General features: G+C 59.9%; 20 protein-coding genes and 2 pseudogenes. 9 read left to right on the top strand and 13 right to left on the bottom strand.

The window, feature by feature from the left end:
• Positions 1-221: 221 nt before the first annotated feature.
• Both NHU87_RS01690 and NHU87_RS01685 read right to left on the bottom strand, forming a co-directional pair.
• Positions 222-1,844 carry an MFS transporter gene (locus NHU87_RS01690; protein ID WP_253544999.1) on the bottom strand — a complete coding sequence of 541 codons (1,623 nt, stop codon included), beginning with the start codon at positions 1,842-1,844 and terminating at the stop codon, positions 222-224.
• A gap of 150 nt (positions 1,845-1,994) precedes the next feature.
• Positions 1,995-3,653, bottom strand: a complete 1,659-nt coding sequence (locus NHU87_RS01685) for a GMC family oxidoreductase (protein WP_253544997.1) — start codon at positions 3,651-3,653, stop codon at positions 1,995-1,997.
• A 135-nt stretch (positions 3,654-3,788) separates the two neighbouring features.
• On the opposite strand from NHU87_RS01685, the gene NHU87_RS01680 reads away from it, so the two are divergent.
• Both NHU87_RS01680 and NHU87_RS01675 read left to right on the top strand, forming a co-directional pair.
• The gene (locus tag NHU87_RS01680; RefSeq protein WP_253544995.1) at positions 3,789-4,685 is read left to right on the top strand and encodes a LysR family transcriptional regulator; all 897 of its coding nucleotides are present in this window, start codon (positions 3,789-3,791) and stop codon (positions 4,683-4,685) included.
• Positions 4,686-5,133: 448 nt separating this feature from the next.
• On the top strand, positions 5,134-5,490 hold the full coding sequence (locus tag NHU87_RS01675) for a DUF6124 family protein (protein ID WP_253544993.1): 357 nt from the start codon (positions 5,134-5,136) through the stop codon (positions 5,488-5,490).
• A 121-nt stretch (positions 5,491-5,611) separates the two neighbouring features.
• Here the strand turns inward: NHU87_RS01675 and NHU87_RS01670 are convergent, their stop codons facing one another.
• Together NHU87_RS01670 and NHU87_RS01665 are read right to left on the bottom strand one after the other, a co-directional pair.
• Entirely contained in the window at positions 5,612-6,709 is a 1,098-nt protein-coding gene (locus tag NHU87_RS01670; RefSeq protein WP_253544991.1) for a DNA alkylation repair protein, read from the bottom strand.
• A 135-nt stretch (positions 6,710-6,844) separates the two neighbouring features.
• Positions 6,845-8,653 (bottom strand): monovalent cation:proton antiporter-2 (CPA2) family protein, encoded by a 1,809-nt coding sequence (locus tag NHU87_RS01665; protein ID WP_253544989.1) that lies wholly within the window; start codon positions 8,651-8,653, stop codon positions 6,845-6,847.
• A 223-nt stretch (positions 8,654-8,876) separates the two neighbouring features.
• Between NHU87_RS01665 and NHU87_RS01660 the strand changes: the two genes are divergently transcribed.
• The 4 genes from NHU87_RS01660 (at position 8,877) to dmeF (ending at position 11,515) form a co-directional block, all read left to right on the top strand.
• A complete protein-coding gene (locus tag NHU87_RS01660) occupies positions 8,877-9,341 on the top strand; it encodes a hypothetical protein (protein ID WP_253544987.1) in 465 nt (154 codons plus the stop codon).
• Between the two features lie 162 nt (positions 9,342-9,503).
• Positions 9,504-9,842, top strand: coding sequence for an FKBP-type peptidyl-prolyl cis-trans isomerase (locus NHU87_RS01655; protein ID WP_030129388.1), 339 nt, complete (start codon positions 9,504-9,506; stop codon positions 9,840-9,842).
• A 456-nt stretch (positions 9,843-10,298) separates the two neighbouring features.
• A complete protein-coding gene (locus tag NHU87_RS01650) occupies positions 10,299-10,574 on the top strand; it encodes a metal/formaldehyde-sensitive transcriptional repressor (protein ID WP_028940239.1) in 276 nt (91 codons plus the stop codon).
• A gap of 11 nt (positions 10,575-10,585) precedes the next feature.
• Positions 10,586-11,515, top strand: a complete 930-nt coding sequence (dmeF, locus tag NHU87_RS01645) for a CDF family Co(II)/Ni(II) efflux transporter DmeF (RefSeq protein WP_253544985.1) — start codon at positions 10,586-10,588, stop codon at positions 11,513-11,515.
• Between the two features lie 8 nt (positions 11,516-11,523).
• Here dmeF and NHU87_RS01640 read toward each other — a convergent pair whose 3' ends face one another.
• Positions 11,524-12,630: a cytochrome P450 gene (locus tag NHU87_RS01640; RefSeq protein WP_253544983.1), complete on the bottom strand. Its 1,107-nt coding sequence runs from the start codon at positions 12,628-12,630 to the stop codon at positions 11,524-11,526.
• 79 nt (positions 12,631-12,709) lie between these two features.
• Between NHU87_RS01640 and NHU87_RS01635 the strand changes: the two genes are divergently transcribed.
• The gene (locus NHU87_RS01635) at positions 12,710-13,471 is read left to right on the top strand and encodes an ArsR/SmtB family transcription factor (protein ID WP_253544981.1); all 762 of its coding nucleotides are present in this window, start codon (positions 12,710-12,712) and stop codon (positions 13,469-13,471) included.
• Here NHU87_RS01635 and NHU87_RS01630 read toward each other — a convergent pair.
• Positions 13,468-13,626: pseudogene (locus NHU87_RS01630) on the bottom strand (LysE family translocator); the annotation flags it as partial. The gene NHU87_RS01635 and the pseudogene NHU87_RS01630 overlap by 4 nt on opposite strands.
• Positions 13,627-13,643: 17 nt before the next feature.
• Here NHU87_RS01630 and NHU87_RS28400 point away from each other — a divergent pair.
• A pseudogene (locus tag NHU87_RS28400) lies at positions 13,644-14,375 on the top strand (LysR family transcriptional regulator).
• Here the strand turns inward: NHU87_RS28400 and NHU87_RS01615 are convergent.
• From NHU87_RS01615 to NHU87_RS01590, 6 genes are all read right to left on the bottom strand, one after another.
• On the bottom strand, positions 14,365-14,706 hold the full coding sequence (locus NHU87_RS01615) for a hypothetical protein (protein ID WP_253544977.1): 342 nt from the start codon (positions 14,704-14,706) through the stop codon (positions 14,365-14,367). The pseudogene NHU87_RS28400 and the gene NHU87_RS01615 sit on opposite strands and share 11 nt — an antisense overlap.
• 130 nt (positions 14,707-14,836) lie before the next feature.
• Positions 14,837-15,856 carry a branched-chain amino acid aminotransferase gene (locus NHU87_RS01610; RefSeq protein WP_237884550.1) on the bottom strand — a complete coding sequence of 340 codons (1,020 nt, stop codon included), beginning with the start codon at positions 15,854-15,856 and terminating at the stop codon, positions 14,837-14,839.
• A gap of 300 nt (positions 15,857-16,156) precedes the next feature.
• Positions 16,157-17,539, bottom strand: a complete 1,383-nt coding sequence (gene lpdA / locus NHU87_RS01605) for a dihydrolipoyl dehydrogenase (protein ID WP_253544975.1) — start codon at positions 17,537-17,539, stop codon at positions 16,157-16,159.
• 3 nt (positions 17,540-17,542) lie between these two features.
• Entirely contained in the window at positions 17,543-18,814 is a 1,272-nt protein-coding gene (locus NHU87_RS01600) for a dihydrolipoamide acetyltransferase family protein (RefSeq protein ID WP_253544972.1), read from the bottom strand.
• On the bottom strand, positions 18,815-19,873 hold the full coding sequence (locus tag NHU87_RS01595; protein ID WP_253544970.1) for an alpha-ketoacid dehydrogenase subunit beta: 1,059 nt from the start codon (positions 19,871-19,873) through the stop codon (positions 18,815-18,817). It abuts the gene before it with no gap.
• Between the two features lies 1 nt (position 19,874).
• Entirely contained in the window at positions 19,875-21,110 is a 1,236-nt protein-coding gene (locus NHU87_RS01590) for a 3-methyl-2-oxobutanoate dehydrogenase (2-methylpropanoyl-transferring) subunit alpha (RefSeq protein WP_008005369.1), read from the bottom strand.
• A 185-nt stretch (positions 21,111-21,295) separates the two neighbouring features.
• On the opposite strand from NHU87_RS01590, the gene bkdR reads away from it, so the two are divergent.
• Complete coding sequence (bkdR, locus tag NHU87_RS01585) at positions 21,296-21,784, top strand: Bkd operon transcriptional regulator BkdR (protein WP_017339472.1); 489 nt, start codon at positions 21,296-21,298, stop codon at positions 21,782-21,784.
• Positions 21,785-21,918: 134 nt separating this feature from the next.
• Here bkdR and NHU87_RS01580 read toward each other — a convergent pair whose 3' ends face one another.
• Positions 21,919-22,782 carry an MBL fold metallo-hydrolase gene (locus NHU87_RS01580; RefSeq protein WP_253544968.1) on the bottom strand — a complete coding sequence of 288 codons (864 nt, stop codon included), beginning with the start codon at positions 22,780-22,782 and terminating at the stop codon, positions 21,919-21,921.
• Positions 22,783-22,872 lie beyond the last annotated feature (90 nt).

The raw sequence follows: 22,872 nt of genomic DNA, 5'->3' as shown, positions 1-22,872 counted from the left end.
GCGTTCGGCTGCGAAGCAGTCGTAAAACCAAAGATTGCGGTACGTCAGGCAGATTGCGTCAGCCGGATTCACGACTGCTTCGCAGCCGAACGCAGCCTCGCCGGGGCTCGACAGCTGCTACAGACGAACGCAGGCTTCGACAGCTGCTACAGATCGCATGACGGCTTAGATGATTGGCGAGGAGCAAGTCTCCTCGCCACACACAAACCTCCTGCTAGCCGTCAGTTCTTGTCCAGATCCACATTCTTCGTCTCACGCAAACACATCATTCCCACCACCAGGCTCACCCCGGTAATCACCACCGGGTACCACAGCCCATAGAAAATATCCCCGGTGTACACCACCAGGGCAAACGACACCGTCGGCAGGAAACCACCGAACCAGCCGTTGCCGATGTGGTAGGGCAGGGACATGGAGGTGTAGCGGATGCGGGTCGGGAACAGTTCGACCATCAGTGCCGCCAGCGGGCCGTAGCACATGGCGGAGATGATGATCAGCGCGACGATCAGCGCCACGATCATTGGTTTGTTGATCTGTTGGGTGTCGGCGTGTGACGGATACCCGGCCAGGGTCACCGCGCCGCGCAGGGCCGCTTCGTCATAGCCATCGATTTTCACCTCGCCGATGCTGACCTGCACGGCGCTGCCGGCCGGGGCCGCTTCGCTGGTGTAGGGCAGGCCCTGTTTGACCAGGAAGGTTTTGACCTTGTCGCACGGGCTATCAAATTTTGCCTTGCCCACCGGATCGAACTGGAAGGTGCAGGTGGCCGGGTCGGCCAGCACGGTGATCGGTGCCTGACGGCTGGCCTGGTCGATGGCGGGGTTGGCGTAATGAGCCAGGGTTTTGAAGATCGGGAAGTACAGCGCGGTGGCCAGCAACAGACCGATCATCAGCACCGGTTTGCGCCCGACCTTGTCCGACAGCCAGCCAAAAAAGATGAAGAACGGTGCGCCGATGATCACGCTGACGATCAGCAGGCTGTTGGCCAGCGCCGGGTCCATTTTCAGGAACTGGGTGAGGAAGAACAGCACATAAAACTGCGCCGCGTAGAAGGTCACCGCTTGCCCGGCGTTGATGCTGAACAGGGCGATCAGCACCACTTTGAGGTTTTCCCATTTGCCGAAGGAATCGCGCAACGGCGACTTGCAGAGTTTGCCTTCCTCTTTCATTTTCACGAAGGCAGGGGATTCATGCAGGCTCAGGCGAATCCAGGTGGAAATGCCCAGCAGCACGATCGACAGCAGGAACGGAATGCGCCAGCCCCAGACTTCGAATTGATCACCGGTAAAATAGCGACAGCCGAGCACCACCAGCAGCGACAGCAGCAAGCCGAGGGTGGCAGTGGACTGAATCCAGCTGGTGTGGAAACCGCGTTTGCCCATCGGTGCGTGTTCGGCGACGTAAGTGGCGGCACCGCCGTACTCACCGCCCAGCGCCAGGCCCTGAAGCATGCGCAGCACCACGAGGATGATCGGCGCGGCGATGCCGATGCTCGCGTAAGTCGGCAACAAACCGACGCAAAACGTTGCCACGCCCATGAGGACGATGGTGGCGAGGAACGTGTATTTACGCCCGATCATGTCCCCCAATCGTCCGAACACCAGCGCACCGAACGGCCGCACGATGAAGCCGGCGGCGAAGGCCATGAGCGCGAAGATGAACGCCGTGGTGTCGTTGACCCCGGCGAAGAACTGTTTGCTGATGACCGCCGCGAGGGCGCCGTAGAGGAAAAAGTCGTACCACTCGAACACCGTCCCGAGGGACGAGGCGAAGATGACTTTCTGGGTTTCCTGACTGGTGCCGGCACTACGGACGGCTTCCAGGGGCTGAACATGTTCTGACATATCGGTATCCCTCACAGTGATTGTTTTTGTTGTTCCACTGTCGACGCCAGCCTTGTGGGCTGTTGCCGCGTTTATCCATAAAGCGGGGTGTACGTCGATCTTTGTAGGAGCGAAGCTTGCTCGCGAAGGCGTCAGACCTGACACACCGCGTCATCGTTCTTCGCGGGCAAGCCTCGCTCCTACAGTTGGCTTCTGCGGGCTCCTTGTGTCGGGATTGAGGATCAATTGCGCAGCTTTCTCAGCGATCATCAGCGTCGGCGAACAGGTATTGCCCGAGGTGATTCGCGGCATGATCGAAGCGTCGGCGATGCGCAGGCCGGGAATGCCGTGGACGCGCAACTCGGCGTCGACCACCGCGTCCGCATCGCTGCCCATCCGGCAGGTGCCCACCGGGTGGAAAATCGTGGTGCCGATCCGGGCGGCGGCTTCGTGCAATTGCTCTTCCCTCTGCAAGCTGTCACCGGGCAGGTACTCGACCGGTTTGAACGCTTGCAACGCGGGTGCCGAGACGATGCGGCGGGTCAGGCGGATGGCATCGGCTGCCACTCGCAAGTCTTCGGGATGGCTCAGGTAGTTGGGCTGAATCAGCGGCGCTTCCCGCGGGTCGGCGGAGCGAATGTCTATTCGGCCACGGCTTTGCGGGCGCAGATCGCAGACCGATGCAGTGAAAGCGGGGAAGGCGTGCAGCGGCTCGCCGAAACGCTCCAGCGACAATGGTTGCACATGGTATTCGAGGTTCGCCGAGGTCTGCTCCGGCCCCGAACGGGCGAAGGCACCCAGTTGGCTCGGGGCCATGGACAGCGGGCCGCTGCGGTCATACAGATAACGCAGGCCCATGCCCATCTTGCCCCACAGCGTGCCGGCGATCTGGTTCAGGGTGCGGGCGTTTTCCAGTTTGTAGATCAGCCGCAGTTGCAGATGATCCTGCAGGTTGCCGCCCACGCCGGGCAGTTCATGGACAACGCCGATGCCCAGTTTTTGCAGCAGCGGGCGAGGGCCGATACCGGAACGCTGGAGGATGCCCGGTGAACCGACGGAACCGGCACACAGGACGATTTCCTTACGCGCCTTGAAGGTTTTCGCCTGGCCCTGCCAGCGTGCGCTGACCGCTGAGGCTCGGCCGTTTTCCAGCAGCACGCGGTCCACCTCAACATCAGTCAGCACCGTTAGATTGGCGCGCTGGCGGATCGGTTTGAGAAACGCCTTGGCCGCGTTCCAGCGGATCCCGGCTTTCTGATTGACCTGGAAATAGCCGCAGCCTTCGTTGTCGCCCTGATTGAAGTCATCGATGCTGGCGATGCCGCTTTGCTCGGCCGCCGTGCGGAAGGCATCGAGAATCGGCCACGACAGACGCTGGCGCTCGATCCGCCATTCGCCGGCAGCGCCATGAAATTCCGAGTCGCCGGCAAAATGGTTTTCGCTGTGTTTGAACAGTGGCAGCACGTCTTGCCAGCTCCAGCCGGTATTGCCCTCGGCCGCCCAACCGTCGTAATCGCCGGCCTGGCCGCGCATGTAGATCATGCCGTTGATCGAGGAACAGCCGCCGAGTACTTTGCCGCGCGGGTAGCTCAGGGCGCGGCCTTGCAAGCCGGGTTGCGTTTCGGTTTTGAAGCACCAGTCGGTGCGCGGGTTGCCGATGCAGAACAGGTAACCGACGGGAATGTGAATCCACGGGTAGTTATCGCGGCCGCCGGCTTCGAGCAGCAACACGCGATGTTGCGGGTTGGCTGACAATCGATTGGCCAGCAAACAACCGGCCGGCCCGGCACCGACCACGATGTAGTCGTATTCATCAAGGGAAGTCTGCATCCCTGACCTCGTATTGTTGTTCTTGTTGTCGGTCATCCTAGTTGTTAGCTTTCGTTAAAAGAATGTTAGTTTTTGCGCAGCTGCTGTGCGTTTTTAGACAGCATCATTCACACGGCATAACGACAAGGAGGGTTCATGTTCGACTGGAATGACCTGCGGTTTTTTCTCGAATTGCAGCGCAGCGGCCGCTTGCTCACCGCCGCTCGCCGTTTGAACACCACCCACGCCACCGTGGCCCGGCACATCGAAGCCATCGAAAAAAGCCTCGGCACCGCGCTGTTCGTCCAGCATGCCCAAGGCTATGAACTGACCCCGGCCGGCGAAGCGCTGCTCAAACACGCCGAGGCCATGGAAAATGTCGCGCTGCTGGCTCAGGAAGAAATCACCCAGTCATCCGCGCCGCTGGGCAAGATCCGCGTCGGGGTGACGGAGGGGCTGGGCATCATGTTCCTCGCCAGCCGCATGAACGGGCTGTTCGAACGCTATCCGGGATTGGAGGTGGAACTGGTGGCGGTGCCGCGCTTCGTCAGCATCCTCAACCGCGAAGCGGAAATCAGCATTCACCTGGAGCGCCCGGCCGCCGACATGCTGGTCACCCGCAAACTCACCGATTACCGACTGGCGCTCTACGCCAGCCAGGCCTACCTGGACCGCTCGCCACCACTGCGCAGCCGCGAAGACCTCGGTCGCCATGCATGGATCGGTTACGTTGACGACTTGCTGTTCAGCCAGGAACTGATGTTCCTCAACAGCTTCTGCCGCAACCCTCAGGTGGTCTTTCACAGCACCAGCGTCATCGCCCAGCAACAGGCCGCGCGCTCGGGCCTGGGGATCGCCGTGCTGCCGTGCTACATGGCCAGCGCCGATCCGGACTTGGTGCCGTTGCTGCCGGATGAAAGCATCCAGCGCAGTTATTGGATCAGCACACGGCGCGAGTTGCACAAGTCCGTGCGGCTGCGGGTGTTGTGGGATTACGTGGTGGAGTTGTGTGAGCGCGAGCGGGATCTGCTGCAAGGCTCCATTCCTTTGTAGGAGCGAGGCTTGCCCGCGAAGGCGTCAAGTCTGACACACCGCGTTATCGGTCTTCGCGGGCAAGCCTCGCTCCTACAGGGGGCACGTTTAAACAAGAAAAATCGCGAGCGTTTAAATGAAGCTTGCCGTTACCACCTAAGGGCTACAACGCCTTGCGCCACCCCCTACACGTAAGACAGAATCCGCCGGCTTGTGCGTCTAGGGCCCGCTCGGTAACTTGATTCCTGTCACTGCTCATCAGTGATCGGGTCTGCAAGCCCGCCGGAATACCAGTCGCATAGCCCAGCCAAAGGACGCTCGTTTATGTCCGCGAAATGGCGGCTTTGTGCGGGAGATCTTCGGATCTGCCGGGTTCCTGGTTTCCCGGTCTTGCAGACCCGCACAGAGCTGCCACCCATCATCTGCAAGTGATGCGGGTAGCTCCTAATGAACAATCAGGAGTTTCTTCATGATCAAACCTACGCCCAATCCGCCGGACACCGATCCGATATCCCCGTATGAACCCGATTCAAAAGAACTCAACGAGGCCGCCAAACGCGCCCTCGACTTCCACTTCCCGTCGAATGCCGACATCAAAGCCACCGCGCGTAAACCCAGCAAGCTGTTTGCCGTGGACCCAGAGGCGACTACCGAAACCCTGGCAGTTTTTTTGGTCGAGACGCTGGCCTCGGTCGATGTGATGGTCCATCAGTTGGTCGATCATCTAGAGGGGGAGTCGCGTCATGCCCTGCTGGGCATTTCGAATAGCATCATGGTGGCGGAGATCACGGCGAATCGGGTTCTGGATCACATTAATACGCCTTAGCATTCCCTTGTAGGAGCGAGGCTTGCCCGCGAAGAACGATAACGCGGTGTGCCAGACCTGACGCCTTCGCGGGCACGCCTCGCTCCTACAGGGACCGTATTTCAAGCGAAGGCTGTGGTGCTCAGGCGAGGATTTCGAACGCCGTGCTGGCCAGCCGTTCGCCATTGACCAGAACGTGCACGGCGTGCAGGCCAAGGTAATGCTTTCGGGTGGTGAGTTCTTTGATGTGCTGGCTACGTACGATGGATTCGGTGGCCTTGCCGGGCAGTGTCATCGCCTTGAGCTTGAACACCTTCGCCGATGTGCTGCCGTTGGCTTTGACATAGTCAATCGCGTAGTCGATCACCAGTCGCTGACTCTCCGGGACTGTGGATTTCACCGTGAAGGACAGGGTGATTTTCTCCCCCAGACGAATCACCGCCGGTTCGACCTTCACCCCAACGATTTCAACCTCAGGCTTGCCACCCGCGCCAATGATTGCCAGCGCCCGCTGGTTACCCTGTTTGATCAAACTGCGCAGGGCGTGTCTGGCGATCCACGCTGTGTGCTTGTTTTCCAGTGACCAACCCTCGATCAGATCCAGCACCCATTCAGGATGATCCTTGGTGATGTCGTTGAGGTGGTTGGCCACGGATTTGCGCACGTAGAGGCTGTCGTCGGCCTTGAGGTTGTCGAGGATCGCAGCCGCCAGTGTCGGGTCGGCCTGAACCGGCTCCAGGCGGAACGACCATGGCAAACGTGGTCGGCTGCCTTCGCTGGCCAGGCGCCGGACGTGTTGGTTTTCATCCAGCGACCAGTCGTGCATCAGCGCCAACGAGCGTTCGATATCGCTGCGCAGAAAGTGCCGAATCGCGAATTCCGATGAGCCGAAGGCCGTGAAATATTTGAGCGCATTCATCGATAGATCGAACGTGTGAGCGCCGTAGGTCGCGACGTAATGGGGCAAAAACATGCTGACGAAGGCGCTGTTCAGGCGCGGGGCGAGGGCGCGTAGGACGTCGAGGGATTCTTCATAACCGAGTGGCAATACCGCGTGCAGGCATTCGCTGACGCGGGCCATGCGTTGCATGACTGACAACTCCGCCAGACCGGTTTTGGCCAGTTTCAGGAAGGCCTTGGCATCGAAAGCGGGATAGACCGCGGTCATCTCGGTGGCGATGTGCGCGAGGCGTTCGGCGTTGAAGATTTCCTTCAGGGCGGGGGAGGTTTGGTCAGCCATTGTGGGTTCCTTGCCAAGTGATCGTTCCCACGCTCTGCGTGGGAATGCATCCCGTGACGCTCTGCGTCACATTTCAAGAGCGGACGCAGAGCGTCCATGGCGGCATTCCCACGCAGAGCGTGGGAACGATCCGGTTCAAACCTTACCCGCTTGCTCTTCCAACTGATCCGACTCAAACAGTTTCGCCAATTCCGCCCGCGCTTCCTGCGCCGTTTGCATCACCTTGGCCGCATCGTCATACACCGCATGTTGAGCTTCCAGCACCTGCTCATCATGATGGGTAAACCGCTTGATCCGCGCATCCGCCTGGGCCTGCGTCAGACCCAGTCCAACCAACGTCCGCCGGGTCATTTCCAGGCTGGAGTAATAGGTTTCCCGCACCGCCTGAGCCCCGACATCCACCAACCGGTGCACATGCTGACGGTTACGGGCGCGGGCGATGATTTTGATGTGCGGATAAAGCTTGTGCACCACCTCGGCCGTCTTGATGTTGGTCTCCGGATCATCGGTGGCGATCACGAAAAATTCCGCTTGTTCGACCTTGGCCGCGCTGAGGATTTCCGGGCGCATCGGGTCGCCGTAAAACACTGGCACGCCGCCAAAGCTGCGGGACAGTTCGATGGTTTCCACCGACGTGTCGAGGGCGACGAATTTGATGTTTTGCGCCCGCAGAATCCGCGCCACGATCTGCCCCATACGCCCCATGCCGGCGATCACCACGCGCGGTGTGTCGGTGTCGATTTCGCGAAACTTCTCCGGCACCTCCACCGGTTGAACCTTGGGTTTGACCAGTCGTGCGCAGGCCAGCAACAACAGCGGCGTCAGCGCCATCGACAGGGTGATGGTCAACACCAGCAAGTCGTACAGGCGCGGCTCGAACAAGCCCTGATCCCGGCCGATCTTGAACACCACAAAGGCAAACTCACCACCGGCCGCCAGCACGATGCCCAAGCGAATCGCATTGACCTTGCCCAGCCCCCCGGCTAGTCGGCCGACCACAAACAGCAACGGCAGCTTGATCGCGATCAGCAGCACGGTCAGCCCGAGCACCGCAATCGGCGCACTGAGCAACAAACTCAGATTGGCGCCCATGCCGACGCTGATGAAAAACAGCCCCAGCAGCAGGCCTTTGAACGGTTCGATCTGCGCTTCCAGTTCGTGACGGTATTCGGAATCCGCCAGCAGCAAACCAGCGAGGAATGCGCCAAGTGCCATGGACACGCCGACCAGGTCCATCAGCCACGCCGTACCAATCACCACCAGCAACGCAGTGGCCGTGGACACCTCCGGCAGGCCGGTCTTGGCCACCACGCGAAACACCGGGCGCAGCAAATAACGCCCGCCAATCACCACCACCGCAATACTCCCCAGCACCCGCAAGCCATGGTTCAGATCTTCGGCGGCACTGGTGGTGTGATCGCCGCCGGCCAGCAGCGGCACCATCGCGATCAGCGGGATTGCGGCGATGTCCTGGAACAGCAAAATCGCGAACGCCAACCGCCCATGAGGGCTGGTCAATTCCTTGCGCTCGGCCAGGCTTTGCAAACCAAACGCGGTGGACGACAACGCCAGCCCCAGGCCCAACACGATGGCACTGTTCAGGGACTGGCCGAAGACGAACAACGCCAGCACACCAATTACCGAACCGGTCAGCAGCACCTGCGCCAGGCCCACGCCGAACACCGACTTGCGCATCACCCACAAACGTCGCGGCGACAGCTCAAGGCCGATGATGAACAGCAACAACACCACCCCAAGTTCGGAGATGTGGCTGACGCTTTGTGGGTTACCGATCAAGCCCAGCACCGACGGCCCGATGATCACCCCGGCAAACAGATAACCCAATACAGCCCCCAATTGCAGGCGCTTGGCCAAGGGCACGGTGAGCACCGCCGCGAATAAAAAGACGACAGCGGCTTGCAACAGGTTGCCTTCGTGGGGCATGGCGAAACTCCAGAAACTCGATACGGCGGGGGCGCATAGGATAAAGGCTGCGACGAGACGCGTCAGCTATGAAGGTACAACGTTGTTGGCTGATACACCGATATCACGCTGCTGCCACTTCAAGTCGTTTGAAACAATTTGCCATGGCGGGCTGATTGATATTGTCCACCGTTCAAGTAAAACGCATCGGGTGTTTGATTGAATGGATGTCAGGAGCGACTCGTTGGAAAAGAAACCCCTCTACCGCAAGATCAACACTCGTACCAGGGGTGTTCGGCTGAATGATTACTCGGGTGAGTACCGGCATCAGCGTCACACCAAAACCGAAATCCACAATGAATCGTCACGCGGATCGATGCATGGAACCCGACGGCACGGCCTGGATTACACACCGTTATTCCGATTCCTGCTGTCTCGCGTTGGAGAACAGTGGGATGAGGTTTTCAGCGAAGCGGTGGCTCGCCTCGATCGAACAGAACCGGTTTTCTGGATGGTTGCCCTTCATGAAAGCGAAAGGCAGGAACAGGTGCGACTGGGGGAGTCGAGCTATTTCAGTGGCTTGTATGTCGATGATCAGGGGCGTCTGCGGATCGTCAATCCTGAGCTGACGGCTGAGCAAATGACGCCTGACTGCAATTGCTGCACTCATACCTTCAACGGCATTCCTTTCGGTCAAAGCAACGACTGAGCGTGTCATTCGACCTGGCTATGACTCAACGTCTGCTCGTCCAGTCGATTTAGTTCACGGCCACCGCCGGAGACAGACTGAAACGGTTGCCAACAGTCTGTATTTCTGGGAAAACGGCGCCCATGAAGCTTGTTCGGGCAAGAGCACACTAGAGTGAATGTAATGAATGATGAATTGCAGGTAATCGACCTTGAAGTGGGCAATGGCAAAGCGGCTGTCAAAGGCGCGCTGATCACCACTCAATATCGGGGTTGGCTGGAAGACGGCACTGAATTCGATTCTTCCTACAGCCGGGGTAAACCTTTTCAGTGCGTGATTGGCACGGGGCGGGTGATCAAGGGCTGGGATCAGGGAATCATGGGCATGCAGGTTGGCGGCAAACGCAAGCTGCTGGTGCCAGCGCATCTGGCTTATGGCGAGCGGACGATGGGCGCGATTACGCCGAATTCGAATCTGATTTTCGAGATTGAATTGCTGGAAGTGCTGACGCGGGATGATTGATGGTTGTGTAAGCTGAAACGACAAAACCCGCTGTCTCTGTGAGGAGAGAGCGGGTTTTTGATCGTTCCCACGCTCTGCGTGGGAATGCCTCACCGGACGCTCTGCGTCCGCTCTTTGGGACGCGGAGCGTCCCTGGCTGCATTCCCACGCAGAGCGTGGGAACGATCGGTGCCGGTGTATTTACTGCGGATCGATGTTGTCCAGCGCCGGGTTCATCGCCAGTTCACCTAGCACGCTGCCCCCAGCATTGTGTTGCGATGCGGGTCTATTGCGCATGCCAGAAATGATGCGTTGTTTGTCAGACTGCCTTCGCGAGCAAGCCCGCTCCCACAGGGTTTGCGCTGAACTTGTGGGAGCGTGGCTTGCCCGCGATGAACGATGACTCGGTCCACCTGACTTGCCAACTCCAATTGCATCGGTAACCATGCACGCCATATAGGGGTAGGGGGTATACGTATGTCACACATCCACGAACACAAAGACGACTTGCTCAACCGCGTCCGGCGCATTGCCGGCCAGGTCCAGGCGGTGGAGCGGGCGCTGGAGTCCGACGCCGAGTGCGCCAAAACCCTGCATCTGATCGCGGCGATTCGCGGTGCGGTCAACGGTTTGATGGATCAATTTATCGACGCCCACGCCCGTGAGCATGTGGCGCGTCCCGGGCTCAGCGATGAAGCCCGCGCCGAAGGCGTTGAAGACTTGCTGCAAGCCATCCGCCGTTACTCCAAATAGAGGCCCGAACCATGACGCTGACACCTGCGGCTTCGCGTTTTACCCACGACCACCTGTTTCTGGGGGCTGCCCACGATGACAATGCCCGCCGCACGTTGTGGGTGGTGGCGCTGACCTTCGTTATGATGATCGGCGAGATTGCCGCCGGTTACATCACCGGTTCCATGGCGCTGCTGGCGGACGGGTTTCATATGGCGACCCACGTCGTGGCCTTGGGCATTGCCGCGGCGGCCTACGGTTTTGCCAGGCGGCATGCCAACAATTCGCGCTTCAGTTTTGGTACCGGCAAGGTTGGGGACTTGGCGGGTTTTGCTTCAGCCATAGTGCTGGGCCTGGTGTCGATCGGTATCGCCGGCGAATCCATCGCGCGACTGTTTCAACCGACCACCGTGGCCTTCACCGAAGCGACGGTGATTGCGGTGATCGGGCTGGCGGTGAATATCGTCAGTGCGTTTCTGCTATCGGGCAATCATGGGCATCATGGCCATGAGCACCACAATCACAGTCATGCCCACGCTCATCATCACGACAACAACCTGCGTTCGGCGTATTTCCATGTACTGGCCGATGCGTTGACCTCGGTGCTGGCCATCGTGGCATTGTTGGCCGGGCGTTACTTGGGCTGGGTCTGGCTGGACCCGGTGATGGGGATCGTCGGCGCCATCGTGATCGCGCGATGGGCTTATGGCTTGATGCGCGATAGCGCCGCGGTGTTGCTGGATACCACCGATGAGCACGTCGCCGCCGAAATTCGTGAGCTGCTCGAATCGACGGACGATGTTCGCATCAGTGACCTTCACGTCTGGCAGGTTGGCCCTCAGGCGCGGGCGGCGATCGTCAGCGTCGTGGCTGCTGCGAGTGTCAATGCCGACGCCATTCGCGAGCGTTTGGCGCCGGTTCATGAGTTGTCTCACCTGACGGTCGAGCATCGCCACGCTTGAGGTATGTTTCAGGCAAAGAGCGGAATGCGCCCATTCAGGGAAGGGCGGTAGTGCCAGGCCAAAGGGTCCAAAGCAGGTTTCATCTTCAGGATCTCAGTCAGCGTGGCGCTGGCAATGCTTAGCGCCAGCACCTGTCCCGGACATTGATGACGGCCCGCGCCGAAAGTGAAGCTGCGACGGTTCGGGCGGTCGAGCAGGAAAGTATCGGGATCGTCATTGAGCTGCGGATCGCGATTGGCCGAGGCCAGCAGCACCAGGATGACATCGCCGGGGTTCAGCGGCACGCCGTCGATTTCACACGGCGCAGCGACGAAGCGACGGGTGTTTTGCACCGACGGGTCGAAGCGCTGGACTTCAGCGATCAGGTCATCTACTTGAGCCGAATCCAACTGTGGATTTCGAATCAACGCCAGTAGCGCATTGCCGATCAACCCGGCAGTAGCTTCAAAGGTCTGGGAGAACAGGCCGATCAGATTGGCGATCAAGATTTCAGAATCGGTCGATGTCACCGCGAAACGCTGCCGGATACCGGCGAGCAGGGCGCTTCGATTGCTCGGGTCGTCCTGAAGCTCGATGACATAACCCTTCAGCTGTTCCGCCGCGACGTGGGCGGCATCCAGTTGCGCTTGATCGCTGAGGGGCGACAGGCAGGCGACGAAATCGGCGGTCAGCTCGCTGATGGCCCGGCCCTGAGCCGGAGAAAACCCCAGCAACGCCGCCACCACGCAGACTGGCCCGCGAAACATTGCCGCGTACAACCCGTCGGCGCCCGGGGTGATCAACCGAGCGCCGACCAACGCATTGACCTCGTTCACGTCAATCAACGCCAGCCCCGGCTCAATCGCCGCCCTCGGGCAACGCTGCCGTTCGCCTTCATTCATCCGTATCAACTGACCGAACACCTTGCCGGCCATGCCTTGAGCAATTGCCTTGGGCACCGGCTCATGGGATGGCCGGACATGGCAGTGCGGATGCGCCAGCACGGCGGCAACGGCTCGGGCGCTGCTGGCCACCCACAATTTCAGTCCTTGATGAAAAACCAGTCCGCCTTCGGCGCGCAGTTGTGCGTAATAGGGGTAGGGATCGGCATGAGTCGCAGCGATGATCGGGTTCATGGGTCGCAGCCTTGTCGGTCGGGAAAGTGTTGCTACTATCTCCCTCTCGAAAAGACGACGATTCGTCCGGGAGCGAAATATGAACGCAGAACAACACGACATCGGCGTCTCTCAAGTGGCCGCAGCGATTGCCGAGCCGGCCCGGACGAAAATCCTCTGTTCGCTGATGGACGGCCACGCCCGCACCAGCACCGAACTGGCGGCGGTTGCCGAAGTCAGCGCCTCGACCGCCAGTGCTCACTTGGCCAAGCTCAAGGAACTGGCGCTGGTGCGTTTGCACGTTCAGGGTCGCCACCGCTATTACAGCCTCGCGGGCAAACGCGTGGCCCAGGCCCTCGAAGCACTGATGGTGATCGGCCAGAACGCGGCGCCGACGTTCAACCCGCGCACTCCGGATCGACTGCAATTCGCCCGCACCTGCTACGACCACATGGCCGGCACGTTGGCGGTGTTGCTGCATGACCGGATGATCGAAGCGGGGTGGTTGCTGGAAACCGATGAGCAGGCTTATCGGCTGAGCTCCAGCGGTGAAGCGTTGTTCGAAGGACTGGGAATCGACGTCAAAGACCTGAGCACCTTGCGCCGCCGCTTCGCCTGCCCGTGCCTGGACTGGAGCATGCGTCGGCCGCACCTGGGCGGCGCCTTGGGCGCGGCGTTGCTGCAAACGGCGATCAAACGCAAATGGGTGACGCAGGATCTGGACAGTCGGGCGCTGGCGCTAACGGCGGTGGGACGCAAGGAGCTCAGTAGCCGGTTCGCCGTTGAATTGCCGGTTCAGGTGACGACAACACCAGCGGCCACCGAGAACAGACGTCGCGCGATCGCCAGTCCTGTGGCTTAGCGACTTGACGAAGCCATGAGCACGCCAAAACCAGCGAAGGTCACGCCCGAGACTTTCGCCGCCAGCCAGGAACCCTTCGGGCTCGACAACCAGCCTTTGGCGGCATTGGCGAGCAAGGCATAGCTGCCATGCACCAGAATCACCAGTACGCCGTACAAACTAAATTAGACGCATGAAAAATCAACTACCGCCGCTTAATGCTGTTCGCGCCTTCGCCGTGGCTGCTCGTCATCAGAGCTTCAGGCTGGCGGCCGAAGAGCTGCATGTCAGCCACAGTGCTGTAAGCCGCCACATCAAATTGCTTGAGGAATACCTGGGCGTGCTGCTGTTCGAACGGCGCATCCGTCAATCGGTGCTGACGCCGGCCGGTCAGCGTTTTTATGAGCAGGTCAGCGCCGGGCTGTCACAGATCGCCAGCGCCGCCGCTGCACTCAAGCAACATGCCGCGCTGCCTACCGTGAGGATTAATGTACGTCCGTCCTTTGCTGTGCTTTGGCTGACACCCAGGCTGGCGGATTTCATTGCGTCACTTCGCTGAGCAGCCACACATTACTGACCGCCAAGGCACGTCGCGAAGACTGGCACCATTGGGCGATGCACTTTGGTCAAAGTCTGTCAGCCACTCAGGTCACCCGACAGTTTGATCACATGCACCTGGTGCTTCAGGCCGCCATGGAGGGACAGGGCATAGCCTTGTGCCCGACCTCTTTGCTGGGCACCCATCTGTTGAGTGGACAGCTGATCTGTCCGTTGCCCGAGTTGCGTGTGCCGTTGCCGCGTTATTTACGGTGTGGCGCCGGACGTGACGGCTCAGACACGGGTGTTTGTGGAATGGTTGTTTGCCCGGATTGCTCAGGATGAGTTGCGCTGGCAAACACCTCGTGCTGTGACCGCTACGCCCTGAAAGCCCAGACGATTTCCACCACTCGCAAGGCCAGAATCAGATAAATCAGAAACAGGATGATTTGAAACGCTGTGTGATACGGCAACCTGGACAGTCGACGCAGGCCATCACTGACACTGAGCAACATCAATATGCCTGACACTGCAATCAACCCCCAACCTGTGAGGCTTGAAGCGAGCAATCCCAGAAACAGAGAATGATCGCTGTGCAATGCGTTGCTGCCCGCCGCAAACAGCAGGGCGCACACTAGCAAGTTCTTGATGTTGTCGAACACTTGCGTGGTGAAGTCAGTGTCCAGCAAGGCCAGATACTTTCGCCAGAGTTTTCCCATGGTTTTGATGGTACCTGTTGATGGCTGTTGCACGTGGCAAGTCTAGTGACCTTTTCCACGATACGCGGACGACAAAAAGCCCGGCCTTCAACGTGATGGCCGGGCTTTTGTGTTCAAACGGACAGTCGCGTCAAACCTTGACGATCCAGCCTGCTGGCGCTTCGACGTCGCCGGTCTGTACACCGGTCAGCTCTTTGTAGAGCTTCTGGGTGATCGGGCCGACTTCGGTTTCGCTGTGGAACACGTGCAGTTTATCGTTGTAGCTGATGCCGCCGATTGGCGTGATCACTGCGGCAGTGCCGCAAGCACCGGCTTCCTTGAAGTCGGACAGCTTGTCGATGAGCACATCACCTTCGACCACTTCCAGGCCCAGACGGGTTTTGGCCAGTTCGATCAACGACAGACGAGTGATGCCCGGCAACACCGAAGGGGAATTCGGGGTGACGAACTTGTTGTCGTGGGTGATCCCGAAGAAGTTGGCCGAGCCGACTTCTTCGATTTTGGTGTGGGTCAGCGGGTCCAGATAGATGGCGTCTGCGAAGTGCGCCTTCTTGGCCTGGGAGCCCGGCATCAGGCTGGCGGCGTAGTTGCCACCGACCTTGGCAGCGCCGGTGCCTTGTGGGGCGGCACGATCGTAGCTGGAGATCAGGAAGTTGTGCGGGGTCAGACCGCCTTTGAAATAGGCGCCGACCGGGATGCAGAAGATCGAGAAGATGAACTCGGGCGCGGTACGCACGCCGATGTTGTCACCCACGCCGATCACGAACGGACGCAGGTACAGCGCGCCGCCAGTGCCGTAAGGCGGGATGAAACGCTCGTTGGCGCGCACCACGTCCTTGCACGCTTCGATGAACTGCTCGGTGGACACCTGCGGCATCAGCAGGCGAGCGCAGCTGCGTTGCATGCGTGCGGCGTTCTGGTCCGGGCGGAACAGGTTGATCGAACCGTCCTTGCAACGGTAGGCCTTCAGGCCTTCGAAGCATTGCTGGCCATAGTGAAGGGCAGTGGAGCCTTCGCTGATGTGCAGCACGTTATCTTCGGTCAGGGTGCCTTTGTCCCACTCGCCATTACGCCAGTGCGACAGATAGCGCTTGTCTGTCTTGATGTAGTCAAAACCCAGCTTGTCCCAATTGATGCTTTCGTTACCCATGACACCCTCTATCACTTAACAACCGCCGAAACGGTTCAAGGCTTCTGACATTTTTCTGGATGGGGACAACAATACTTCATTCCGGGCCCATTTCGCAGCCCGGAATGCGATCTCTGCGACTATCGATGCACCCGATGTAGCAGCTGTCGAGCAGCGCGAGGCAGCGTTCGGCGGCGCAGCCGTCGCAAAATCTGCCATCGCGGTCTTTCAGACTGAACGCGTCGGCCGGATTACGACGACTTCGTCGCCGAACGCTGCCTCGCGGTGCTCGTCAGCTGCTACAGGTTTTTCCGTGTGCCCTTAGAGGTGCAAAGCGTGGCCCAAGGCACGCAACGCCGCTTCCTGCACCGCTTCGCCGAGCGTCGGATGCGCGTGGATGGTGCCGGCGATGTCTTCCAGTCGGGCGCCCATTTCCAGGCTTTGACCGAACGCCGTCGACAACTCTGAAACACCTACACCCACCGCTTGCCAGCCCACAATCACATGGTTGTCCCGCCGCGCTACAACACGAACGAAGCCGCTTTTCGACTCCAGCGTCATCGCCCGGCCATTGGCGGCGAACGGGAAGCTGGAAACGATGCAGTCCAGCCCCGCAGCCTTGGCCTCGTCCGGGGTCTTGCCGACTACTACCAGTTCCGGGTCGGTGAAGCACACGGCGGCGATGGCGGTCGGGTTGAATTCGCGGTGTTTACCGCTGATCAGTTCGGCAACCATTTCCCCCTGGGCCATGGCCCGGTGGGCGAGCATCGGTTCGCCGCTCAAGTCGCCGATGGCGTACACATTGCGCATGCTGGTCTGGCAACGGTTGTCGATCTTGATCGCCGAACCGTTCATGTCCAGGTTCAAGGCTTCGAGGTTCCAGCCTTGAGTGTTGGGTTTGCGACCGACGGCCACCAGTACCTGATCGGTTTCCAGGTTCAGGGTATCGCCATTCGGATCACGAACTCGCAAGGTATTGCCTTGTGAATCAAAGCCTTCAACGCTGTGCTTCAAGTAAAGCTTCACGCCGAGTTGCTTGAGCGCTTCGTGTACCGGATGGGTCAGTTCGGCGTCATAGGCCGGTAGAATTCGGTCCTGCGCCTCGACCACACTGACCTCGGCGCCGAGTTTGCGATAGGCAATCCCCAGCTCCAGACCAATGTAGCCGCCACCAACCACGACCAGCCGTTTCGGCACGGACGTCGGCGCCAGGGCTTCGGTGGAGGAGATGATCGGCCCGCCAATCGGTAGCATCGGCAGGTTCACGCTTTTCGAACCGGTGGCCAGCACCAGGTGCTCGCACTGAATACGCGTGTCGCCGACTTCGACAGTCTTGCCGTCGATCACCTTGGCCCAGCCTTGAATGACCTCGACCTTGTGCTTCTTCAGCAATGCCGAGACGCCGGTAGTCAGGCGATCAACGATGCCGTCCTTCCACTCGACGCTTTTGCTGATGTCCAGGGTCGGTGCCGACACGCTGATGCCCAGCGCCGAGTGTTGGCTGTGGTGTTGCGTCTGGTGGAACTGTTCGGCGACGTGGATCAAAGCCTTCGACGGAATGCAGCCGATGTTCAGGCAGGTGCCGCCCAACGATTCGCCTTCCACCAGAATGGTCGAAATGCCCAGTTGGCCGGCACGGATAGCCGTCACATAGCCGCCAGGGCCGCCGCCGATGATCAGTAGCGTGGTATTGAGGGTCTGCATGACTTACTCCACAAACAGGGTGGCGGGTTGTTCGAGCAAGCCACGAATGGCCTGGATGAATTGCGCCGCGTCCATGCCATCGACCACGCGGTGATCGAAGGAGCTGGAGAGGTTCATCATCTTGCGGATCACGATCTGGCCTTTGACGACCATCGGCCGTTCGACGATTTTGTTCACGCCGACGATCGCCACTTCCGGCAGATTCAGCACCGGCGTGCTGACGATGCCGCCCAAGGCGCCGAGGCTGGTCAGGGTGATGGTCGAGCCGGACAGCTCGTCACGACTGGCCTTGCCAGTGCGCGCGGCGGTGGCCAGACGCGAGATTTCCGCGGCGCTGTCCCACAGGCTGCGGGTTTCGGCGTGACGCACCACTGGCACCATCAAACCGATGTCGGCTTGGGTGGCGACGCCCACATGCACCGCGCCAAGACGGGTGATGACTTGCGCTTCGTCATCGTAACGGGCGTTGATCTGCGGGAAGTCGCGCAGGGCCACGACCAACGCGCGGACCAGGAACGGCAGCAAAGTCAGCTTGCCGCGGGTCGCGCCGTGTTTTTCGTTCAGGTGTGCGCGCAGTTGTTCCACGGCAGTGACGTCGATTTCTTCGACGTAGCTGAAGTGGGCAGCGCGCTGGGTGGCGTCTTGCATGCGCTGGGCGATCTTGCGGCGCATGCCGATCACCGGGATCTGCTCTTCGTCATTGCGCAGGGCGTAAGCGGCAGAGGCAGGTGCCGAGGCGTTTGAATGACCCTGCGCCAAATAGGCTTCGAGATCTTCGTGCAACACCCGGCCGGCAGGGCCGCTGCCACGCACCAGACGCAATTGAATGCCGAGGTCCAGCGCATGTTTGCGCACGGCCGGGGAGGCCAGCGGGCGCTCATCGGCCTCGCGGGCAACCATCGGGCCTTGGCACGCGGCGGCCGGACGAGGAGCCGCAACCGGTTTGTTTTCAACAACGGCTGCAACTTTCGGCGCTGCAACGGGTGCTTCTTTAACCGCTACTGGCTGAGCCGACTCTTTAACGTTGCCCGCGCCTTCGACTTCGATGCTGATCAGCACACTGCCGACCGCCATGACTTCACCTGGCTGTCCGCCAAGCGCAAGCACCTTGCCATGCACCGGCGAAGGGATGTCGACCATCGCCTTGTCGGTCATGACATCGGCCAGCACCTGATCCTCGACGACCATGTCGCCGACCTTGACGTGCCACTGAGACAGTTCAACTTCTGCAATGCCTTCGCCAATGTCCGGCATCTTGATAACGTGCGTGCCCATTCAGACCTCCATAACCCGATGCAAAGCCGCGCCCACACGGGACGGACCAGGGAAATACGCCCACTCTTGCGCGTGCGGGTAGGGAGTGTCCCAACCGGTGACGCGTTCGATCGGCGCTTCCAGGTAGTGGAAGCAGTGCTCTTGCACCAGGGCGACCAGTTCGGCGCCGAAACCGCAAGTGCGGGTCGCTTCGTGAACGATCACACAACGGCCGGTTTTCTTCACCGACTTGACGATGGTTTCCAGGTCCAGCGGCCACAGGCTGCGCAGGTCGATGACCTCGGCGTCGACGCCGGTTTCTTCAGCGGCGACTTGCGACACATAAACCGTGGTGCCGTAGGTCAGGATGGTCACGTCCTTGCCCGGACGAGCGATGGCGGCGACGTCCAGCGGCACGGTGTAGTAACCGTCCGGCACTTGCGCGGCGGGGTGTTTCGACCACGGGGTTACCGGGCGGTCGTGGTGGCCGTCGAACGGGCCGTTGTACAGGCGTTTTGGCTCAAGAAAGATCACCGGGTCATCGTTTTCGATGGAGGCGATCAGCAGGCCTTTGGCGTCATAAGGGTTGGACGGCATGACCGTGCGCAAACCGCAGACCTGGGTGAACATCGCCTCGATGCTCTGGCTGTGGGTCTGGCCGCCGTAGATGCCGCCGCCGCAAGGCATGCGCAGGGTCATCGGCGCGGTGAACTCGCCAGCCGAGCGATAGCGCAGGCGTGCCGCTTCGGAAATGATCTGGTCCGACGCCGGGTAAACGTAATCGGCGAACTGGATCTCCGCCACCGGCCGCAAACCGTAAGCACCCATGCCCACGGCGACGCCAACGATGCCGCTTTCGGAGATCGGAGCGTCGAATACGCGGGAGGTGCCGTACTTGTTCTGCAGCCCTTCGGTGCAACGGAACACGCCGCCGAAGTAGCCCACGTCCTGGCCGAACACCACGACGTTGTCGTCACGCTCAAGCATCACATCCATGGCCGAGCGCAGGGCCTGGATCATGGTCATGGTGGTCGTGGTCATGGCGGTTTCCAACTCGATTTTATTGTTGTGATCGTTCATGTCAGATCCCCAACTCTTGACGCTGGCGCTTCAAGTGCTCCGGCATCTCTTTGTAGACGTCTTCGAACATGGTCGCGGCGCTCGGAATCTGGCCGCCGGCGAGGGTGCCGTACTGCTCGGCTTCTTTTTGCGCGGCGATCACTTCGGCTTCCAGTTCGGCACTGACCGCGACGTGTTCCTCTTCGGACCACTGACCGATTTTGATCAGGTGCTGCTTGAGGCGCGCAATCGGGTCGCCCAACGGGAAGTGGCTCCAGTCGTCGGCAGGACGGTATTTGGAAGGGTCATCGGAGGTTGAGTGCGGGCCGGCGCGGTAGGTGACCCATTCGATCATGGTCGGGCCGAGGTTGCGGCGCGCACGTTCGGCGGCCCAGGCAGAGGCAGCATAAACCGCGACAAAATCGTTGCCATCGACTCGCAAAGAGGCGATGCCGCAACCGACGCCGCGTCCGGCAAAGGTAGTGGCCTCACCACCGGCAATCGCCTGGAACGTCGAGATCGCCCACTGGTTGTTGACCACGTTGAGAATCACCGGCGCACGGTAGACGTGGGCGAAGGTGAGGGCGGTGTGGAAGTCCGATTCAGCGGTGGCGCCGTCGCCGATCCAGGCCGAGGCGATTTTGGTGTCGCCCTTGATCGCCGAGGCCATGCCCCAGCCAACGCCCTGGACGAATTGAGTGGCGAGGTTGCCGGAAATGGTGAAGAAACCAGCGTCTTTGACTGAGTACATGATCGGCAACTGACGGCCCTTGAGCGGATCGCGCTCGTTGGACAGCAGTTGGCAGATCAGGTCGACCAGCGGCACTTCGCGGGCCATGAGGATGCTTTGTTGACGGTAGGTGGGGAAGCACATGTCGTCGATGTTCAAGGCCAGGGCCTGGGCGCTGCCGATGGCTTCTTCGCCAAGGCTTTGCATGTAGAACGACATTTTTTTCTGACGCTGGGCGACCACCATGCGGTTGTCGAAAATCCGCGTCTTGAGCATGGCGCGCATGCCTTTACGCAGAATCTCGACTGGCACGCCTTCGGCCCATGGACCGAGGGCATTGCCCTGGTCGTCGAGCACGCGAATCAGGCCTTTGGCCAGATCAGCCGTGTCGGCCGGTTCAACGTCGATTGGGGGTTTGCGCACCAAGCCTGCGTCAGTCAGATGCAGGTAGGAGAAGTCGGTTTTGCAGCCGGGGCGGCCCGAAGGTTCGGGAACGTGCAGGCGCAGCGGTTCGTACGCTTGGTTCATGGCTTCTACGCTCGATCTTGTGAATTTCTTGTAGTGAGCTGGCAGTCATTCTTCGGTAAAAGAATTCTTGTCCTACAACAATCATAGGCCGGCCCAAGAAGAATATTTCTCTCTGTTTCGTTGCGCTCGAGATCATTTGAGGATAAAAATTCTGCATAAACATAAAAAACAGGTGGTTTTGTCTCATGCGCAAACTGGACCGTACCGATATCGGCATTCTCAACAGCCTTCAGGAGAACGCGCGCATCACCAACGCCGACCTCGCGCGCTCGGTGAACCTGTCGCCGACGCCATGCTTCAATCGGGTCAAGGCGATGGAAGAATTAGGGCTGATTCGTGAGCAAGTGACCCTGCTGGATGCCGACCTGCTGGGGCTGCATGTGAATGTGTTCATTCACGTCAGCCTGGAGAAACAGGTGGAGGAGGCGTTGCAGCATTTCGAAGAGGCGATCTCCGATCGCCCCGAAGTGATGGAGTGCTATTTGATGGCCGGCGACCCGGACTATCTGATCCGCGTGCTGGTGCCGACCATTCAGTCGCTGGAGCGCTTCATGATGGACTTCCTGACCAAAGTGCCGGGGGTGGCGAACATCCGTTCGAGCTTTGCGCTCAAGCAGGTGAGGTATAAGACGGCGCTGCCGTTGCCGGCGAATGGGTTGACGTTGGCCAATTGAAGAAACCCCCGTTTGATGATCGTTCCCACGCTCCGCGTGGGAATGCATCCCGTGACGCTCTGCGTCACATCCGCAAGCGGAACGCGGAGCGTCCCTGGCGGCATTCCCACGCGGAGCGTGGGAACGATCGACGGTCAGAGTTGATTCAGGGGAATCTTCAGGTAACTCACGCCATTCTCTTCCGCCGGCGGAAAATTCCCCGCCCGCACATTCACCTGAATCGCCGGCAACAACAACGTCGGCATACCCAACCCGGCGTCGCGCCGGGTGCGCATGGCGACGAAAGCAGCCTCATCAATGCCATCGTGAATATGAATATTGCTTTTGCGCTGCTCGCCAACCGTGCTCTGGCATTGCGGGGCGCGGCCGGCCGGGGGGTAATCGTGGCAGACGTAAAGGCGAACGCTGGCAGGGAAGGCCAACAGTTGGTGGATCGAGGCAAACATCTGGTTGGCATTGCCGCCGGGGAAGTCGCAACGCGCGGTGCCGACGTCCGGCATGAACAACGTATCGCCCACCAGAATCACATCGCCGTCGATCAAATACGCCATGTCCGCCGGGGTATGCCCGGGCACATGCAGGGCCGTGGCCTTGAGGTTGCCGATCCGGAATGACTCGTCTGGCGCAAACAGGTGATCGAACTGTGAACCATCGACGCTAAATTCCGGTTCGAGATTAAACAGCGTCTTGAATACCCCCTGAACCTTGCTGATCGACTGACCAATCGCAATCTTGCCCCCCAGTTCCCGACGCAGATAGGGCGCTGCGGACAGGTGATCGGCATGGGCATGGGTTTCCAGCAGCCATTGCACCTGCAACTGATGCTCGCGCACGAAGGCGATGATTTTGTCGGCCTGAACGGTCGCGGTACGCCCGGCGGCGGGGTCGTAATCCAGCACCGGATCGACAATCGCGCAATGCCCGTCGTCGTGTTCGTAGATCACGTAACTGTAGGTCGATGAGGCGGGGTCGAGGAAGGCTTCAATCAAGGCGGGCATGGTGGCCGTTTCTTTTTGGATAAGTCTTGAGGGTAGTTTCATTTTCCCTGCGTTGGCCAGACCCGTATTAATTCAATTGATGAAAAAAGC

The sequence above is a fragment of the Pseudomonas mandelii genome (genome assembly GCF_024138395.1).
In the GTDB taxonomy this organism is placed as follows: Bacteria; Pseudomonadota; Gammaproteobacteria; order Pseudomonadales; family Pseudomonadaceae; genus Aquipseudomonas; species Aquipseudomonas mandelii_E.
The sequence above is the reverse complement of the archived record's forward strand: the minus strand, read 5'-3'. Positions and strand labels throughout refer to the sequence as shown.

Coding starts and splice junctions, on each gene's coding strand:
- NHU87_RS01690 (WP_253544999.1), bottom strand. CDS start 1,844: ATGTCAGAACATGTTCAGCCCCTGGAAGCCGTCCGTAGTGCCGGCACC.
- dmeF (WP_253544985.1), top strand. CDS start 10,586: ATGACGCTGACACCTGCGGCTTCGCGTTTTACCCACGACCACCTGTTT.
- lpdA (WP_253544975.1), bottom strand. CDS start 17,539: ATGCAGACCCTCAATACCACGCTACTGATCATCGGCGGCGGCCCTGGC.
- NHU87_RS01610 (WP_237884550.1), bottom strand. CDS start 15,856: ATGGGTAACGAAAGCATCAATTGGGACAAGCTGGGTTTTGACTACATC.
- NHU87_RS01635 (WP_253544981.1), top strand. CDS start 12,710: ATGAACGCAGAACAACACGACATCGGCGTCTCTCAAGTGGCCGCAGCG.
- NHU87_RS01665 (WP_253544989.1), bottom strand. CDS start 8,653: ATGCCCCACGAAGGCAACCTGTTGCAAGCCGCTGTCGTCTTTTTATTC.
- NHU87_RS01680 (WP_253544995.1), top strand. CDS start 3,789: ATGTTCGACTGGAATGACCTGCGGTTTTTTCTCGAATTGCAGCGCAGC.
- NHU87_RS01590 (WP_008005369.1), bottom strand. CDS start 21,110: ATGAACCAAGCGTACGAACCGCTGCGCCTGCACGTTCCCGAACCTTCG.
- NHU87_RS01675 (WP_253544993.1), top strand. CDS start 5,134: ATGATCAAACCTACGCCCAATCCGCCGGACACCGATCCGATATCCCCG.
- NHU87_RS01670 (WP_253544991.1), bottom strand. CDS start 6,709: ATGGCTGACCAAACCTCCCCCGCCCTGAAGGAAATCTTCAACGCCGAA.
- NHU87_RS01595 (WP_253544970.1), bottom strand. CDS start 19,873: ATGAACGATCACAACAATAAAATCGAGTTGGAAACCGCCATGACCACG.
- NHU87_RS01640 (WP_253544983.1), bottom strand. CDS start 12,630: ATGAACCCGATCATCGCTGCGACTCATGCCGATCCCTACCCCTATTAC.
- NHU87_RS01650 (WP_028940239.1), top strand. CDS start 10,299: ATGTCACACATCCACGAACACAAAGACGACTTGCTCAACCGCGTCCGG.
- NHU87_RS01615 (WP_253544977.1), bottom strand. CDS start 14,706: ATGGGAAAACTCTGGCGAAAGTATCTGGCCTTGCTGGACACTGACTTC.
- NHU87_RS01655 (WP_030129388.1), top strand. CDS start 9,504: ATGAATGATGAATTGCAGGTAATCGACCTTGAAGTGGGCAATGGCAAA.
- NHU87_RS01685 (WP_253544997.1), bottom strand. CDS start 3,653: ATGCAGACTTCCCTTGATGAATACGACTACATCGTGGTCGGTGCCGGG.
- NHU87_RS01580 (WP_253544968.1), bottom strand. CDS start 22,782: ATGCCCGCCTTGATTGAAGCCTTCCTCGACCCCGCCTCATCGACCTAC.
- NHU87_RS01600 (WP_253544972.1), bottom strand. CDS start 18,814: ATGGGCACGCACGTTATCAAGATGCCGGACATTGGCGAAGGCATTGCA.
- bkdR (WP_017339472.1), top strand. CDS start 21,296: ATGCGCAAACTGGACCGTACCGATATCGGCATTCTCAACAGCCTTCAG.